Source organism: Micromonospora sp. I033 (assembly GCF_053890995.1).
This window is the reverse complement of record NZ_JBSSLX010000027.1, coordinates 1-17,394: the sequence shown is the minus strand read 5'-3', so window position 1 is coordinate 17,394 and position 17,394 is coordinate 1. Positions and strand designations below refer to the sequence as shown.

General features: G+C 73.1%; 13 protein-coding genes. 7 read left to right on the top strand and 6 right to left on the bottom strand.

What is annotated here, in order from left to right; genetic code table 11:
• The first annotated feature begins 89 nt into the window (after positions 1-89).
• From wecB to ACW0Q9_RS07480, 3 genes are read left to right on the top strand one after another with little or no spacing between them, the layout of a single operon-like run.
• A complete protein-coding gene (gene wecB, locus ACW0Q9_RS07490) occupies positions 90-1,175 on the top strand; it encodes a non-hydrolyzing UDP-N-acetylglucosamine 2-epimerase (protein WP_456179219.1) in 1,086 nt (361 codons plus the stop codon).
• Between the two features lie 34 nt (positions 1,176-1,209).
• Entirely contained in the window at positions 1,210-2,622 is a 1,413-nt protein-coding gene (locus ACW0Q9_RS07485; protein ID WP_456179218.1) for a glycosyl transferase, read from the top strand.
• Complete coding sequence (locus ACW0Q9_RS07480) at positions 2,619-4,742, top strand: glycosyltransferase family 1 protein (protein ID WP_456179217.1); 2,124 nt, start codon at positions 2,619-2,621, stop codon at positions 4,740-4,742. The genes ACW0Q9_RS07485 and ACW0Q9_RS07480 overlap by 4 nt, the downstream gene beginning before the upstream one ends.
• Positions 4,743-4,815: 73 nt before the next feature.
• On the opposite strand, the gene ACW0Q9_RS07475 is transcribed toward ACW0Q9_RS07480, so the two are convergent.
• The 5 genes from ACW0Q9_RS07475 to ACW0Q9_RS07455 all read right to left on the bottom strand — a co-directional run bounded on the left by ACW0Q9_RS07475 (position 4,816) and on the right by ACW0Q9_RS07455 (position 11,159).
• Positions 4,816-6,450, bottom strand: coding sequence for a glycosyltransferase family 4 protein (locus tag ACW0Q9_RS07475; protein WP_456179216.1), 1,635 nt, complete (start codon positions 6,448-6,450; stop codon positions 4,816-4,818).
• Between the two features lie 80 nt (positions 6,451-6,530).
• On the bottom strand, positions 6,531-8,240 hold the full coding sequence (locus ACW0Q9_RS07470) for a glycosyltransferase (protein WP_456179214.1): 1,710 nt from the start codon (positions 8,238-8,240) through the stop codon (positions 6,531-6,533).
• On the bottom strand, positions 8,237-9,265 hold the full coding sequence (locus ACW0Q9_RS07465) for a Gfo/Idh/MocA family protein (protein ID WP_456179212.1): 1,029 nt from the start codon (positions 9,263-9,265) through the stop codon (positions 8,237-8,239). The genes ACW0Q9_RS07470 and ACW0Q9_RS07465 overlap by 4 nt, the downstream gene beginning before the upstream one ends.
• On the bottom strand, positions 9,262-10,371 hold the full coding sequence (locus ACW0Q9_RS07460) for a DegT/DnrJ/EryC1/StrS family aminotransferase (RefSeq protein ID WP_456179210.1): 1,110 nt from the start codon (positions 10,369-10,371) through the stop codon (positions 9,262-9,264). The genes ACW0Q9_RS07465 and ACW0Q9_RS07460 overlap by 4 nt, the downstream gene beginning before the upstream one ends.
• Before the next feature lie 155 nt (positions 10,372-10,526).
• On the bottom strand, positions 10,527-11,159 hold the full coding sequence (locus ACW0Q9_RS07455) for a TetR/AcrR family transcriptional regulator (protein ID WP_456179209.1): 633 nt from the start codon (positions 11,157-11,159) through the stop codon (positions 10,527-10,529).
• Positions 11,160-11,321: 162 nt separating this feature from the next.
• Here ACW0Q9_RS07455 and ACW0Q9_RS07450 point away from each other — a divergent pair, with 162 nt between their 5' ends.
• The 4 genes from ACW0Q9_RS07450 (at position 11,322) to ACW0Q9_RS07435 (ending at position 16,446) form a co-directional block, all read left to right on the top strand.
• Entirely contained in the window at positions 11,322-12,227 is a 906-nt protein-coding gene (locus tag ACW0Q9_RS07450; protein WP_456179207.1) for an ABC transporter permease, read from the top strand.
• Entirely contained in the window at positions 12,220-13,020 is an 801-nt protein-coding gene (locus ACW0Q9_RS07445; RefSeq protein ID WP_456179205.1) for an ABC transporter ATP-binding protein, read from the top strand. Before ACW0Q9_RS07450 ends, ACW0Q9_RS07445 begins: the two co-directional genes overlap by 8 nt.
• Positions 13,021-13,166: 146 nt before the next feature.
• On the top strand, positions 13,167-14,729 hold the full coding sequence (locus ACW0Q9_RS07440) for a D-ribitol-5-phosphate cytidylyltransferase (RefSeq protein WP_456179203.1): 1,563 nt from the start codon (positions 13,167-13,169) through the stop codon (positions 14,727-14,729).
• Between the two features lie 22 nt (positions 14,730-14,751).
• Positions 14,752-16,446, top strand: coding sequence for a CDP-glycerol glycerophosphotransferase family protein (locus tag ACW0Q9_RS07435; protein ID WP_456179201.1), 1,695 nt, complete (start codon positions 14,752-14,754; stop codon positions 16,444-16,446).
• A gap of 7 nt (positions 16,447-16,453) precedes the next feature.
• Here ACW0Q9_RS07435 and ACW0Q9_RS07430 read toward each other — a convergent pair whose 3' ends face one another.
• Positions 16,454-17,206, bottom strand: coding sequence for an alpha/beta fold hydrolase (locus tag ACW0Q9_RS07430; RefSeq protein ID WP_456179200.1), 753 nt, complete (start codon positions 17,204-17,206; stop codon positions 16,454-16,456).
• Positions 17,207-17,394: the final 188 nt, after the last annotated feature.

Below are 17,394 nucleotides of genomic sequence, written 5' to 3'. Positions count from 1 at the left end.
GCGGTCGAGGTGCGCACCCCGACCCCCGCCACCGGCGGCGGCCCCCGGTCCGCCCGTAGTCCCCGTCGCAGATCACGAGGAGTCACGCAGTGAAGGTCGTCAGCATCGTCGGCGCCCGACCGCAGTTGGTGAAGCTGGCGCCCATCGCCGCGGCCTTCGCCGAGGACGGGTGCGAGCACGTGATCGTGCACACCGGTCAGCACTACGACGCGGACCTGTCCGACGTGTTCTTCTCCGGCCTCGGCATCCCCGACCCGGACGTGCACCTGGGCATCGGCTCCGGCAGCCACGGCGTGCAGACGGGCAACACGCTGGCCGCGCTCGACCCGGTGCTGGCCGCCGAGCGGCCGGACTGGGTCCTGGTCTACGGCGACACCAACTCGACGCTGGCCGGCACGCTGTCGGCGGTGAAGCAGCACCTGCGGGTGGCTCACCTGGAGGCCGGACTGCGCTCGTTCAACCGGCGCATGCCGGAGGAGCACAACCGGGTGCTCACCGACCACGCCGCCGACCTGCTGCTCGCCCCCACGGAGGAGGCGGTCCGGCACCTGGCGGCGGAGGGCCTGGCGTCCCGCTCGCACCTGGTGGGCGACGTGATGGTGGACGTCTGCCTGCGGGTCCGGGACGACGTGTCGCAGGGCGGCCAGCCCCGGCCGGCCCTGCCCGAGGGGATCGACCCGGACGCCCCCTACCTGCTGGCCACCCTGCACCGCGCGGAGAACACCGACGACCCGCAGCGGCTCGCCGCGCTGCTCGACGCGCTGGCCGACCTGCCCGTGCCGGTCGCGCTGCTGGCCCACCCGCGGCTGGTCGCCCGGGCCGAGGAGCACGGCCTGAAGCTGTCCCGGGGCTCGCTGCACGCCGGCCGTCCGCTGCCGTACGCCGCCATGGTGGCCGCCGTGCTGGGCTCCGTCGGCGTGGTCACCGACTCGGGCGGCCTTCAGAAGGAGGCCTACCTGCTGGACCGCCCGTGCACCACCCTGCGGACCGAGACGGAGTGGGTGGAGACCCTCGCGGACGGCTGGAACATGCTCGTCCCGGACCCGCGCGAGCTGGGTGCGCAGTGGGCGGCGGCGGCGACCCGTCCCGCCCCGCAGGCGCCCCGCGGCACCCCGTACGGCGACGGGCGGGCAGCCCACCGGGTCGCCGAGACGCTGCGCCGGCACCTGGCATGACGACGCCTCCCCTCTTCACGATCGGCTACCTGCGATGAGCAACCGAGTTGTCCCCCTCCCCCGGTCCGGCGGCGGGCCGCGGCCGCACGCCATCTACCTGGCGATCGGCTTTCCGCCCGCGGCCAAGAGCAGCGCGTACCGGCTGCGCGAGACGGCGAACCAGTTCGTCGCCATGGGCTGGGACATCACCGTCATCACCATCTGCCAGGAGGCGTGGGAACGGGAGTACGGCCTCGACCACACCCTCTCCGAGAAGGTCGACCCGCGGGTCAAGGTGGTCGAGCTGCCGCTGATCCGGGAGGACCTGGAGACCGACATCCGCGCCTTCTCCGAGGAGCGCTCGCTCGACCCGGCGGGATGGATCAAGCGGCTGCGCCAGCGCGAGCAGAAGGTCTTCCCCGAGCCGGTCTTCGGCGGCTGGCGGCACGAGCTGGAGGCGGCGGTCCTGCGGGTGCACCGTGAGCACCCCGCCGACCTGCTGCTCGCCTCCTGCGCTCCGTACGTGAACCTGGCCGCCACCTGGAAGCTGTGGGAGGAGCACAAGGTCCCCTACGCGATCGACTTCCGGGACGGCTGGTCGCTGGACGTGATCGGCGGCGGTGAGGCGTTCACCCGGGACTCGGTCTCCGGCCGCTGGGAGTCCAAGGTCCTCGAGCACGCCGTCGCGGTCTGGTGCGTCAACGACCCGATCGCCGGCTTCTACCGGGAGCGCTACCCGCACCTCGCCGACCGGGTGCACGTCGTGCGCAACGGCTACGACGAGGACAGCCTGCCCGACGTCACGGGCCGGTCGCTGGGCCCGGCAGCCGGGCTCACCTTCGGCTATCTCGGCTCGGTCAACTTCACGCCCGCCTTCCTCGAGTCGGTGCTCGACGGCTGGCGGATCGCCCGGCGGGACGACCCGGTGGTGGCCGGTTCCCGGTTCGAGGTGCGCGGCCACATCGGCGCCGGTCCGGCCCGCGAGGCCAACCGCCACATGGACCTGCTCAAGGAGGCCGCGGTCGACGGGGTCAGCTTCGGCGGCCCGGTGCCGAAGGCCGACCTGGCGGCGACCTACGGCTCGTGGGACGCCCTGGTTCTGATGCTGGTCGGCGGCCGTTTCGTCACCTCGGGCAAGGTGTACGAGTTCATGGCCACCGGTCTGCCGGTGCTCTCCGCCCACGACGTCGACCACGACGCGACGAACATCCTGGCCGGGCATCCGCTGTGGACCGGGGCGGTCGGCCTGGACCCGCGCCGGCTCGCCAACTCCTTCAGCGAGGCGGCCCGGATGGCCCTGAAGGCGACCGACGCCGACCGGAGGGCGGCGCGCGAGCTCGCCCGCCGGTTCGCCCGACCGGCCGTGCTCGGCCCCGCCGTCCGACACCTCACCGAGCTCGTCCGGCCGACCACGGCCGGCGATTCCGCCCCGGCCGCGACCGCTTCGACGGAGGATCTCCAGCCGTGACCACCGTGCTCATCGTGGCCGCCACCGCGCCGAAGCAGCCGGCCGTCCTGATCGAGGCGCTGGAGCGCTTCCGCAGTCGGGGGGCCCGGGTCACCGTGGCGTGCCTCTTCGACAGCGCGGACCTGCCGATCGACCCGGCGCTGGCGGAGGTGCGCACCTTCGCCGTACCCGGGGAGAAGCGGGACGCCCGGCTCCGCCGGGCCCTCGGCCGCGCGCCGGCCAACCGAAAGGTGTGGCTGCACGCCCGGCGCAACGCCTGGCTGCGGCAGCGGTACCGGACGGCGGACCTGCTGGTGGCGCTCGACGCCCGGGCGGTGCACGCCGTGTGGGAGATGGCCCAGCGCAACACCCGGGCCGGCGCGTACTACGGGCTCGTGCCGGCGCAGAAGGCGCTCGACGCACGGCGGACCGAGTCGGTGGGCCGGCGTCTGGAGCGCCAGGTGGTGGCGGCCGCGGGCATCGGCGCCCGGGGGGCCCGGCGGGCGGCGGTCCAGACCGTCCGGACCACCCTGCAGAAGGCCACCGGCCAGACGGTCATGAGCAACCCGGCGGGCGCCTGGTTCTGGACCCGTGCCGTGGCGGCTCCGCGCGTACCGGACCGGTTCCGCAGCAAGCTCGCCGTCCGGCTGCACGACAGCGCGGTGAAGGCCGGCCGCCCGGCCGTCGCCGCCCGCGCCGCCTCCGCCGCGGTGAACCGGATCAACAGCGCCGGCACCCGCGCGGACGTGCTGACCAAGGCGGCGCAGGCGGAGCTGGCCCTCGGCCGCGTGCCGACCGGCCTGCACGACGCGATCCGGGCCCAGCTCGCGGTGGCGGACGGCCTGCTCGCCCGGGACAGCAAGAAGGCCGCCGCGGCGGTGTCGAGGGCGTGGAGCCTGGCCTCCAACCGGGTGCTGCACTTCGACCGGCTCTCCTCGCCGATGAGCGAGGACCCGGGGGCGTTCCTGACGCCGTTCCGGGAGAGCACCGCGGCCCGGAAGCTGTCCGCGAAGCGGGGGCGGCTCGCCCCGGCCGCGCCGGTGCCCACCGACCGGCCGCTGCGCCTGCTGGTCACCACGCTGATCAACGACAACTTCCTGCAGGAGATCCTGGAGCGCTACCGGGCGATGCCCAACGTCGAGGTCCGGTTCCTGGATCTCTACGACGACCCGGTGACCCGTCCGCTGGCCCTGAGCGGCAGCGCCGTGATGGAGCACCTGCTGGCCGGCGAGTCGCCGTACGGCGCCAAGATCGAGGAGTGGCTGCGACCGCACCTGGACTGGGCGGACACCGTCTTCGTCGACTGGTGCCAGGCCACCGCCGCGCTGTTCACGCTGCACGACCCGGGCACCGCCCGGATCATCGTGCGGCTGCACAGCTTCGAGGCCTTCAACTTCTGGCCGCACCTGGTGGACTTCTCCCGGGTCGACGACGTCGTCTTCGTCTCCGAGCACCTGAAGGACCTGTCCACCGCGGTGCTGCCCCAGCTCACCGAGGCCGACGGCCCCCGGCTCTGGGTCATCGACAACGCCATGGACCTGCAGCGGTACCCCCGCTCGAAGCCGGCGGACGCCCGGTTCACCCTGGGCATGGTCGGGTTCAGCTCGGTGGCGAAGGACCCGCGCTGGGCGATCGAGGTGCTGCGGAAGCTGCGCGAGCGCGACGAGCGCTACCGGCTCACCCTCATCGGCAGCGACTTCAACAACCGCACCAGCAAGCCGGCCAAGGACTACGGCAAGCTGCTCAGCCAGGACCTGGCCGAGCTGGAGCCGCTCGGCGCGGTCCGGCGGTACGGGCAGACCGACGACGTCCCGGCCGCGCTCCAGGAGGTGGGGGTCATCCTCAGCGCCTCGGTGCGGGAGAGCTTCCACTGCGGCCTGGTGGAGGGTGCCGCCAGCGGGGCGGTGCCGGTGGTCCGGGACTGGCCGTTCTTCGCCGGGAAGCCGCACGGCGCCCGTACCCTCTTCCCCGCCGACTGGGTGGTCGCCACCCCCGAGGAGGCCGCGGAGCGGATCCTGGCCGCGACGGCCACCGAGGAGCGGTGGGCGGAGGCCGGGCGGGCCGCGTCCGAGCACGTCCTGAAGACGTGGGACTGGACCGTCACCCAGTCCGGGTACGACCGGCTGCTGCTGGACGACTGAAACCGCGCGACGGAGCGCAGGCGAACGAGAAGGGGCCCGGCCGATCGGCCGGGCCCCTTCTCGTGAGCGCGGGTCAGCGGACCGGCACCGCCGATCGCTGTGCCGGCACGGTCGGGGCGGCATCCGTCGAGGTGACCGCCTTCGGGTAGTTCGGCAGCAGCCGGGTGTAGACCTCGTCCATCACCCGGGCCTGCGCCTCCCAGGTCCACTGCTCCAGCACGCCCGGCCGGTCGTACGCGGCGCGGTACCGCTGCGGGTCCTCCAGGACCGCCCGCACGGCGCGCAGGTAGTCGTCCAGGTCCTCCGCCCGGAACACCTCGCCCTGGCCGGTGGCCCGGGTCGCCTCTGCCATCGTCTTGACGTCGCTCACCACCATGGGCAGGCGACCGTGGGCGTACTCGAAGAACTTGGTGATCAGCGCGATCTCGTGGTTCGGCTTGTGGTGGATCGGGATGACGCCGAGGTCGGCGGGGGCCACGAAGGCGGACACCTGCCAGTGCGGCACGTACGGCAGCAGGTGCACCCGGTCGGCCACGCCCAGTTCGGCGGCGAGCTCCTCCAGCTCGTACATGATCGGCACCTTGCCGTTCGGGTGCAGCGACACCAGCGCGACGTGCGCGTCGGGCATCCGCGTCAGCCCCCGGATCATGATGTCCACCCCGCGCGACGGGTTGATGCCGCCGCAGTAGACCAGCAGTGGCGTGGCCGCGTCGATGCCGCAGAGCGCCCGGATGTCCGGCACCGGCACGGCCCGCTGCTCCGGGGTGAGCGCGGCGGGCGGGGCGTTCAACACCACGCCCGGCTGCTCGGGCAGGTCGTGCGTCTCGCGAAGCAGGTCGGCCAGGGTCGAGGAGACCGTGATGACCGCATCGGCGTACGGCGCGTGCTCGCGCACGTAGGCGATCTGGGCGGGCAGCCAGCGCAGGTTCGTGGGCCGGCCGATGATGCCCGGTACGAACTCGTGGGCATCCCAGACCAGCTTGACGTCCCGGCCACCCGCCCGGGCCCGCATGACGGCGCGCGCCCCGACGCCGAGCATCCGGAAGTCGTGCGCGTGGATGAGGTCGGGCGCCAGCTCGTCCACGACCGGGGCGAAGGCCAGCTCGAAGTCCCACAGCTCCGGGTCGAGGCGCCGCCAGGCCCGGTCACCCTGGAGGCCCTGCCAGAACCGCAGGGCGGCCCGGTCGAGCCGGGAGTTCGGGTCCTGCTGGTGCTCCTGGAGGCGCTTCAGCTCCCGGGAGCGGAGCTTGACCCACTGGAACATCGCCTTGTTGACGAAGTACGGCGTGGCCAGCCGCGCCTTGCCGGCCAGCTCCGCCCAGCGCGGGCCGCCCTCGCGCCGCGCGACCTTGATCTCGGAGAGCCGGAAGTTGAGATCGTCCCGCCGGGCCTTGAGCTTGTTGAGCTTCCGCTTCGACTCGGGCCCCGGCTTGTAGGCCAGCGGACGGCGCAGCAGGGCACGGCGGTAGGTGACCGGGTGCGGGAGCCGCCGGGGCACCCTGATCAGGCGCACCTCGGCGTCGCCGATCCGCCAGTTCTCCTCCGCGGCGGCGCCCTTCAGGATGCCGACCAGGATCACCTCCCAGCCGGCCTCGGCGGCCGACCGGGCCGCCTTCTGCACCCGGGAGTCACCGTGGACCCCGTTGTCGACCAGCATCACCACCCGCCCCCGGGTCGGTCGGGCGTCGGTACGGGGGACAGCTCGCATGGGGTGCTTCTCCTCGTTGACGGGGTGTGGCAGGGGCGGCCCGGATCCCGGTCGCCGGTCCTCCGGACGGCCGGAGCCGGTCACCGGAGGAAGGCGTCGAAGACCTCGGCGGTACGCCTGCCGTCATGGTTCGCACGGACGTAGCCGGGCCCCTCGGCGGCGAGGGCGGTCGCCGCGGGCCGGTCGTCCAGCAGCGATTCGATCGTCTTGACCAGGGTGGTGGGCGTGGCGTTCGCGATCGGTGGTCGTACGCCGACCGCGCGGTGCGCTCCCTCGCTGAGGTAGGCCACCACCACCTTCCCGGCGGCCATCCCCTCGCAGGAGAAGGTGCCGTACGTGCCCATCACGAGCTGGTCGACGACGATGTCGGCGTCCTGCACGAGGCGGCGCATCTCGCTGTACGGCAGGCCCTCCACCAGTCGCAACTCGATGATCCGCCGGTCGTGCAGGTCCTGCAACGCGGGCAGCAGCCGGTCGGTGCCCTTGGTCCAGCGGTTGGACGGGGCGTGCAGCACCACGGGCCGGGACCGTTCCAGCACCGGCCGGTCGCAGGCCCACCCGTCCACGTCGACCACCAGCGGCGCCCAGGTGGCGAAGGGCACGTCGTCCAGCAGGTCGGGGGTGGTCACGAAGAGCGGCAGGCCGCTCTCCTCGGCGGTACGCCGGTTCCGCTCGGCCACCGTGGTGAGCCGCTCCCGGAGGTCCTCCGGGGCGTCCCGGAAGGCGGATTCGGCGTGCCGTTCCAGGTGTGCGCCGGGATGGCGGATCTCGCTGCCGTGGGCCAGCAGCGCGACCTTGATCCGGGCCCGGCGCAGGGCGGGCAGGTCGGCCGCGATGTCGTCCCCGTTGACCCGGCCGAGCACCGGGCGGAAGGCGTCGACGATCAGGTGGGTGTACCCGCCGAGCACCCGGCGGATGCGCTCCAGTTGCACGTCCAACTGGTGCTCGGCCGGGAAGTGGAGGTAGCGGTCGGCGGGGTGCCGGAAGGTGGCCGGCGGCTTGGCGACCACCAGCTCTATGCCGACGTCCGGGCGGGCCGTGCTGATCGCGACCGCCAGGGCGGAGAGCTGACCGGCGTAGTTGGCGGTGCCCAGGCCGAGTCGCACCGGCCCCGCGCCGAGCGCCCGCCAGGGGCCCGGCGTGCCGGCCTCGACCGGAGCGACCGGCGGCGCCTCGTCCGTCCGGTCCGTCTCGTGCGTCTCGCCGTTCGCGCGCGCCCACGCCCGCTGGGCGGCCTTCGCGAAGGAGGGAACCGAGCCCGGGACGAAGAGCTCGCCGGTGCGGTGGCGGGCCAGGTGCTCCCGCACCGCCCGGGTGTTGCCCGCCACGATCGGCAGCCCGGCCGCCAGGTACACGTCCAGCACGCCGGGCACCAGCGGCGCGTCGCCCCCGGCCTCGGCGAACCCGAGCACGGCCAGATCCGCCGAGGCGAGGAAGTCGGGCGTCAGCCGGCGAGGTCGGGGCACCTCGTGCACCCGACGTCCCGCCTTGCCGGCGCGGCGTACCAGCTCCCGCACGGCCGCCTGCTCCGCGTCGGCACGGACCAGGGCCAGGTGGAACTCGGGCAACCGGGCCAGGGCGTCGATGACACCCTCCAGCGCCCGGTCGTCCGCGACCCCGCCCGCGTGCACCAGCAACGGCGTGGTGGCGGGCAGCTCGCAGACCTCGCGTACCGAGGGGGTTTCCCAGGGCCGGTCGCCGGCGGCGGCCCGGCGGAGCGCGATGCGCCACCGCCGGGGAATCCGCCGCCCCACCGCGGAGACCGTCCGCCGCACCGGCGCGGGGCTCATCGCAGTGCCGACTCCACGTCGCTGCCGCTCGCCGCGACCGACACCACCTTGCCGTCGGACGCGGACTCGAGCAGCCCCGCGGCGACCTGCACGGTACGCAAGCCCTGCCGCAGCGTGACGATGTCGCTCTGCTTGCCCTCGACGGCGTCGCGGAAGCGCTCGTGCTCGACCAGCAGCGGCTCCCGCTTCGGGATCGCGTACCGGACCATGTCGCCCTCGGCCACGCCGCGGAACGCGCGCAGCGCCTCCCACTCGGTGTCGATGGCGGCGTTGGCGTAGAAGGTCAGGTCGGCGGTGAGGGTGTCGGCGACGAAGCAGCCCTTGTCACCGGTGACCACGGTGGACCGCTCCTTGAGCGGGCTCAGCCAGTTGACCAGGTGGTTGACCATCGTGCCGTCGGAGAGCTGGCCGACCACGGCGACCATGTCCTCGTGCAGCCGGCCGCTGCGGGAGACCGTCCGGGCCGACACCGAGGTGTATTCCCGGCCGGTGACCCAGGCGGTCAGGTCGATGTCGTGTGTGGCCAGGTCCATGACCACGCCGACGTCGGCGATCCGGTGCGGGAACGGGCCCTGGCGCCGGGTGACGACCTGGAAGACCTCGCCCAGCTCGCCGGCCTCCAGCCGGGTACGCAGGCTCTGCAGCGCCGGGTTGTAGCGCTCGATGTGCCCGACGCCGGCCACCAGGCCGGCGGACTCGAACGCCTCGACCAGCGTGGTGGCGGCCTCGACGGACTGGGCCAGCGGCTTCTCGATCAGCGCGCAGACGCCGTTGGCGGCCAGTTCCAGACCGATCCGCTCGTGCAGCGCGGTCGGGCAGGCGACCACCGCGTAGTCGATGCCCATGGCCAGCAGGTCGCTCAGCTCGGGCACCACCGGGGCGCGGAGCGTGCCGGTCACGTCGCCGGCCGGGTCGACCACGCCGACCAGCTCGACGCCGTCCAGGTTGGACAGCACCCGGGCGTGGTTGCGGCCCATGGCGCCCAGGCCGATCAGGCCGGCGCGCAGCTTGCGGCTCTGGCTCACCGGGCACCCCCGGCGAGGTTCGCGCCCTCGGCGATCCGCTCCAGGTCGGCCGGGCTCAGCGACGGGTGCACCGGCAGCGAGACGACCTCGGCGGCGGCCCGCTCGGTCTCCGGCAGGTCCCACGGGCCCGGCTTGCCGTCGGCGTCCAGGTAGGGCTTGAGCCGGTGGATCGGGGTCGGGTAGTAGACCGCGTTGCCGATGCCCAGCTCGGTGAGGCGGGCCATGGCCGCGTCCCGGTTGCCCTGCACCCGCACCGTGTACTGGTGGTAGACGTGCTTGGCGGCGTCCGCCACGGGCGGGGTGACCATCCCGGTGATCTTCGAGTCGAGGAACTTGGCGTTGGCCCGCCGCTGCTCGGTCCACTCGGCGAGCTGGGTGAGCTGCACCCGGCCGATCGCGGCGGCCACGTCGGTCATCCGCATGTTGGCGCCGACGATCTCGTTGGCGTACCGCTGCTCCATGCCCTGGTTGCGCAGCAGCCGCAGGGTGCGGGCCAGCTCGGCGTCGGCGGTGGTGACCATGCCGCCCTCCAGGGCGTGCATGTTCTTCGTGGGGTAGAAGCTGAAGCAGCCGGCGGTGCCGAAGGCGCCGACCGGGGTGCCGTGCAGGGTCGCGCCGTGCGCCTGGGCGGCGTCCTCCACCACGGCGAGGCCGTGCCGCTCGGCGATCGCCATGATCTGGTCCATGGCGGCCGGGTGGCCGTAGAGGTGGACCGGCATGATGGCGACGGTGCGCGGGGTGACCGCGGCGGCGACCGCCTGCGGGTCGACGCAGAAGCTGCCCGGCTCGATGTCCACGAAGACCGGCTCGGCGCCGACCAGCCGGACGGCGTTGGCGCTGGCGGCGAAGGAGAACGAGGGCACGATGACCTCGTCACCCGGGCCGAAGCCGAGCGCCATCAGGGTGAGCTGGAGCGCGGACGTGCCGGAGTTGACGGCGACGCAGTGCCGGCCGGCGACCAGGTCGCCGAACTCCTCCTCGAACGCCGCGACCTCGGGGCCCTGCACGACCCGGCCGCTCCGCAGCACCCGGACAGCCGCCTCGATCTCGGCCTCACCGATGATCGGTCGTGCTGGGGGAATGAACTCTGGGTGCGGCCCGACCATGGGGCTTCCTCCTGTCGACACGGTTCTCACTTCGGGGGACAGTTTGGGGGAATGGTAGCGGTTGCTGCTGGAAACAACCCGATCGCAACCTTTGTCCGACCAGGTGTTTCCTGATGTTCATGATCGACCGGCACGCCGCGGCCGGGCATCGGGGGTCAGACTTCCACCTCGTCGCGGACAGGCCCCAAGCATGCTACCCGGAGGGCCGCGACGATCGCGGAGGCCAGTCGGGGCACCTCCTCGAGCTCCAGCGGCGCCCGGGAGATGGCCAGGCGCCAGTAGACCGGACCGACGATGAGGTCCACGGCGGCGCGCCGGTCGGTGTCCGGGGAGAGCTCCCCCCGCTCGACCGCCCGGCCGATCAGGATCCGGCCGACCGCCTGCTGGTAGTCGTCCAGGGCGGCCTGGAGCTTCTCCGCGATCTGCGGGTTGCGGGCCGCCTCGGCCAGCAGGTCCGGGATGATCTGCGAGGCCAGCCGGTGCCGCAGCGCGCGGGCCATCACGTGGAGCAGGATCTCCAGGTCGCCCAGGAGGCTCCCGGTGTCGAGCAGCGGCAGGTTGCGCCCGGCCGCCGCCGAGACCATGTCCAGCACGAGGTCGAGCTTCGACCGCCACCGGCGGTAGATCGCGGTCTTGCTGACCCCGGCCCGGCGGGCCACCGCCTCGATGGAGAGGCGGCCGTAGCCGACCTCGGCCAACTCCTGCATCACGGCGGCGCGGATGGCACTGGTGATCTCCCCGCGCAGCACCGCCGCGCCGGCCGGGGCACGCCTCTTCTCGGTCGTCACGTGGGACAATGTAGCGCAACGACGGTACGGTTGCGTCCCGACGTGTTTTGGACTACCTTCCACGCAGCAGCGAGGCACCCTCCCCGCCCGGCCACGCTAGATTTCAACGCCGCGACACATCTCCCTGCTCCCCATCAGCACAAAAGATCGGAGCGCCTGACCATGGCCAACACCGCGGTGGCCGACCCCGAATCCGGGCTGACCCGGGCCCAGCTGGCCCAGCGGTACGGGCTGCGGGTCGCCGGGGAACGCCCACCCCTGGCCGAGTACGCCCGCCGACTGTGGGCGTACCGACACTTCATGACCGCGTACTCGCGGGCGAAGGTCGCCTCCTCGTTCAGCAACACCCAGCTCGGGCAGCTCTGGCAGGTGCTGACCCCGCTCACCAACGCGGCGGTCTACTACCTGATCTTCGGCGTGATCATCTCGCAGAACAAGAACGTGCCGAACTTCATCGCGTACCTCTGCACCGGCGTGTTCATCTTCCTGTTCACCCAGACCGCGGTGCAGAACGGCACCAGCGCGATCACCGGCAACCTGGGACTCATCCGGGCCCTCCAGTTCCCCCGGGCCGCGCTGCCGATCACGGTCACCCTGGTGCAGCTCCAGCAGCTGCTCATGTCGATGGTGGTGCTGGCGGGCATCGTGCTGCTGACGGGCGAGCCGCTGACCCTGCGCTGGCTGCTCCTCGTGCCGACGCTGGCGCTCCAGACGATCTTCAACATCGGGCTGACCATGGTGATGGCCCGGCTCGGCTCGAAGATCACCGACCTCAAGCAGGTCATGCCCTTCGTGATGCGGACCTGGCTGTACGCGTCCGGCGTGCTCTACAGCGTCACGCTCTTCGCGGAGCGGCTCCCGGGCTGGGCGGCGACCATCCTCGAGTGCAACCCGATCCTGGTCTACATCGAGCTGGCCCGGTACGCGCTGCTCGACTCGGCTCACCCCGAGCACATCGCGTCCTCGCCGCTGCGGCTGTGGACCCTGGCCGTCGCCTGGGCGGTGGTCGCCGGACTCGGTGGGTTCGTCTACTTCTGGCGCGGAGAAGAGGAGTACGGCCGTGGCTGACCTGACGCAGCCGGCGGGCAGCACCGCCGTGGTGGACTCGGGGCGCATCCCCACCGTGGTGGTGGACGACGTGCACGTGATCTACCGGATCCACAAGGGCGCCACCGGTGGCACCACCCCGGTCTCCGCGCTCAAGCGGATCGTGTCCCGGACCAACGCGCCGAACATCCGTGAGGTGCACGCGGTCAAGGGCGTGAGCTTCACCGCGTACCAGGGCGAGGCGATCGGCCTGATCGGCAGCAACGGCTCCGGCAAGTCGACCCTGCTGCGGACCATCGCCGGGCTGCTCCCGCCGGCCCGGGGCGCGGTCTACACCCAGGGCCAGCCGTCGCTGCTCGGCGTGAACGCGGCCCTGCTCAACGACCTCTCCGGCGAGCGCAACGTGGTGCTCGGCTGCCTGGCCATGGGCATGCCGCCGGAGGAGGTCAAGCGGCTGGCGCCGGAGATCATCGAGTTCTCCGGCATCAACGAGCGCGGCGACTTCGCCTCGCTGCCGATGCGCACCTACTCGTCCGGCATGGGCGCGCGGCTGCGCTTCGCCATCGCGGCCGCCAAGAAGCACGACGTGCTGCTCATCGACGAGGCGCTGGCGACCGGTGACCGCAAGTTCCGGGCCCGCAGCGAGCAGCGGGTGCGCGAGCTGCGGGAGAGCGCCGGCACGGTCTTCCTGGTCAGCCACTCCATCGGATCGATCCGGGACACCTGCGAGCGGACGATCTGGCTGGAGGGGGGCGTCCTGCGGATGGACGGCCCCACCAAGGAGGTCTGCGACGCCTACGAGAACCAGAAGTAGACGTGCGGAGCGCACCGGCCCCGGGCTCGCCCGGGTCGGTGCGCTCCGTCGTCCGCGTTAAGGTTTTCCTCGACGCCGACCAAAATTCACCACCCGGTCACCGACCCACAAAAACCCCATCCACCCCGCAGAAGTGAGGAACGGCAATGACGCACGACCGCACCCCCGCACCGGACGCCGCGCCGGCCAGCCCGGCACCCTGGCGCCCCTCGCGGACCGTGGCCGTGATCCTCGCCGGGGGGACCGGGACGCGTCTCGGGCTGGGCATCCCGAAGCAGCTGCTGAAGATCGCCGGCAAGCCGATCATCGAGCACACCCTGGCGGTGTTCGAGGCCGCGCCGGAGATCGACGAGATCATCGTGCTGATGGCCGCCGGCCACGTGCCCGACGCCGAGCGGATCGTCGCCGGCGCCGGGTTCCGCAAGGTCACCAAGGTGATCGAGGGCGGCGACACCCGCAACGACACGACCCGGATCGCCCTGGACGCCGTCGGCGAGGGCGACGTCAACATCCTCTTCCACGACGCGGTGCGGCCGCTGGTCAGCGCCCGCATCGTGCGCGAGTGCGTGAACGCGCTCTGGACCTACTCGGCGGTGGACGTGGCCATCCCGTCCGCCGACACGATCATCCAGGTCGACCAGGACGACTGCATCACCGACATCCCGGTCCGCGCCACCCTGCGCCGCGGCCAGACCCCGCAGGCGTTCCGCTCCGGCACCATCCGCGAGGCGTACCGGCGGGCCGAGGGCGACCCGGACTTCGCCGCCACCGACGACTGCGGCGTGGTGCTGCGCTACCTGCCCGGCACGCCGATCAAGGTGATCGACGGCTCGGACGAGAACATCAAGGTCACCCACCCGGTCGACGTGCACCTGGCGGACAAGCTGTTCCAGCTCGCCGCCGCGCAGGTGCCCAAGGTCAGCGACCACCGCAGCTACACCGAGGAGCTGGCCGGCCGGACCATCGTGGTCTTCGGTGGCAGCTACGGCATCGGCCACGACCTCACCGAGCTGGCCCGCCGCTACGGCGCCCAGGTCTTCCCGTTCAGCCGCTCCACCACCGGCACGCACGTGGAGCGGGCCGAGGACGTGTCCGCCGCGCTGAAGACGGCCTTCGAGGCGACCGGGCGGATCGACCACGTGGTGGTCACCGCCGGGATCCTGGAGAAGGGCGCGCTGGCGGAGATGGACGAGGAGACGATGGACCGTCTCCTGCACGTCAACTTCGTCGGCCCGGTCACCATCGCCCGGCAGTCCCTGCCGTTCCTCCAGCAGACCAAGGGCCAGCTGCTGCTCTACACCTCCAGCTCCTACACCCGGGGCCGGGCGCGCTACGCGCTCTACTCGGCCACCAAGGCCGCGCTTGTCAACCTGACCCAGGCGCTCGCCGACGAGTGGGCCGAGTTCGGCGTACGGGTCAACTGCGTCAACCCGGAGCGCACCGCCACCCCGATGCGCACGAAGGCGTTCGGCGAGGAGCCCGAGCACACGCTGCTCTCCGCCGAGGCGGTCGCCCAGGCCTCCCTGGACGTGCTGCTCTCCGAGCTGACCGGTCAGGTGATCGACGTCCGCCGGGCACCCGGCGAACCGGTCGCCGCGGTGCCCGCCCAGCCCGGCGCGCGCGACGCGGACGACGGCTCCAGGTCGCAGCGCGGCGCCAGACGCGCCGAGCTGGAGTCGTCGGAACTGCCCACCGGCGTCGACGCCTGAGCCGCGGGACGGGACGAGCCAGATGCGTGGTGACCTGGTCCGGAAGCTGCTCGCCCGGGTGCTGACCACCGGGCTGGCGGTGCTGGCCTTCCTCCTCGTGGCCCTCACCGGGGCCACCGGCTGGGGGCTCGCGGTCGCCGTCGCCGCCCTCGCCGCCGGCGCCTGGGAGCGCCGGGTCCGACCGACCGCCGACGGCCTCGCCGAGTCGGTGCTGGTCGCCGCCGGCATCCTGGTCGGCTACACCCGCCGGCTGGACGCCGGCTTCGACCCGGCGCTGGCCGCCACCGCACTCGTCCTGCTCGGCCTCGTACTGCTGGTCGGGCCGCTGCGCGACGCCGGCGCCCTGGAGATCCGGGCGGCCAACCTGCCGGTCCGGTCCTGGACCCCGCTGGTCGCCGCCCGGCTCGGCGACGCGCTGCTCGTGCTGCTCGCCCTGGTGGCGCTCGCCGCCGCCCTGGCCCTGCCCGCCTGGATGGCCCTGGTGGCCGCCCTGCTGGTCGGGGCGGGCAGCGGCGCGGTCGGCCTCGACCTGGCCCGGCGCCGGTTCCGGCCGCCGGCCGGCGGCGGCCCGGTGGGCCGGGCGCTGCGCCGGCACCAACCCGAGTTCCTGCTCTACTTCTCCGCACCACCCGGCTCCGAGTACCAGGTCACCATGTGGCTGCCCTACCTGGAGCGGATCGGCCGGCCCTTCATGGTGCTGCTGCGCGAGCCGGAATTCCTGCCCGCCGTGGCCGCCGCGACCCGCGCGCCGGTGGTCTTCTGCCCCACGCTGAAGACCATGGACGAGGCGCTGGTGCCGAGCCTGCGGACGGCCTTCTACGTCAACCACGGCGCGAAGAACAGCCACTGCATCCGGTTCTCGCAGCTCACCCACGTGCAGTTGCACCACGGCGACAGCGACAAGGCGCCCAGCGCCAACCCGGTCTCGGCGATCTTCGACAAGATCTTCGTGGCCGGTCCGGCGGCCATCGAACGGTACGCCCGGGCCGGCGTGGAGATCCCCGCCGAGAAGTTCGTCGTGGTCGGCCGTCCCCAGGTGGAGACCATCGAGGTACGCCGGGAGGCGACCGCCGGCCGGGCCCACCCGACGGTGCTCTACACCCCCACCTGGACGGGGCACCACGCCGACGCCGACTACTGCTCGCTGCCGGTGGCCGAGACGCTGATCCGCCGGCTGCTCGACCGGGGGGCGACGGTGATCCTGCGGGCCCACCCGTACACCGCGCAGAACCCGGCCTCGGCCCGGCAGCTCGCCCGGCTCACCGACCTGCTCGCCGCCGACCGGGCGAAGACCGGCCGGGCGCACCTGTGGGGCGCGGCGGCCGGCCGGGAGCTGACCCTGACCGAGTGCGTCAACCGCGCCGACGCGCTGGTCTCGGACGTCTCCGGGGTGATCTCCGACTGGCTCTACTCCGGCAAGCCGTACGCGGTCACCGACATGGGCGTCGACGGGGAACACTTCGTCGAGCGGTTCCCGCTGGCCGGCTCCGGCTACGTGCTGCGCCGGGACATGTCCAACGTGGACGAGGTGCTGACCGAGCTGCTCGACACCGACCCGAAGGCGGCGGCGCGCTGGGCCACCCGGGCCCGCTACCTGGGCGACTTCCCGGCCGAGTCGTACGCCGAGGTGTTCCTCGACGCGGCCCGCCGGCAGCTCGCACCGGACTGGACCGCGCCGGCCCCGCGCGAAGGCTCGCCGCTCTCCCCCACCGCCTGACCGGCGCTCAGAGGTACGGGTCCAGGAGGGCGAGCACCGCCTCCGGATCCTCGACGTGCGCGTTGTGGCCCAGCCCCGGCAGGGTGGCGACCGGCACGCCCAGCTCCTTGAGCTGCGCGTCGCTCACCATCGGGTCCTGCTCGCCCCGGGCCAGCAGCACCGGGACGTCGGTCGAGGCGAGCAGCGCGGGCAGCCGGGGCTCTCCCACCGCGAAGGCGGCCGGATCCATGGCCAACCGCCAGCGGCCGTCCTCGCGGCGCAGCCCCGCCTCCACCACCGGGTGATCGGGGGCGAACAGCCCGGCCAGCCCGGAGACCCGCAGGTAGCGGCGGGCCGCCTCGTCCCGGGTCGCGAACCAGGTCACCGGGCGGGCGGCCAGCTCGCGGGCCTTCTCCAGGTCGGCCGGGGACCAGACGGCCTTGATGCCGAGCCCGACCACCGCGTCGACCGGCAGGCGCCGCGACCGGGCGGCCAGCGCCAGCGCCACCACCCCGCCGAGCGAGTGCCCGAGCAGCACGAGCCGGTCGCGCGGGCCGAGTCGCTCGGCCACCGGGCCGAGCCCCTCCACCACCCGCCGGGCCAGGGCCTCGAAGGAGTACGCCGGCAGCGGCGGCGACCAGCCGTGGCCGGCCAGGTCGGGGGCGAGCCAGCGCCCCGCCCAGTGGCGCTCCAGCAGCGGCGCCCAGGGCAGCCACACCTCACCGGTGGCACCCATGCCGTGCAGCAGGAGCAGATGGCGGGTACCCGTCGCGTCGCCCATAGGGCGCAGTGTGCCACCGCACGGACAGGACGCGCGAGAGCGGACCGACCGGGGACTTCCGGATTCCAGCCCTTGATCGACTCCAGTTCCCCGCATTGACCGCCACCTCGGCGATCTGGCGTCGATCAGGTCGGCTCGCCCGGCGCGGGGTGGCAGATGCTCCGCCACCGCCTTTGCTCTGCAGCCCT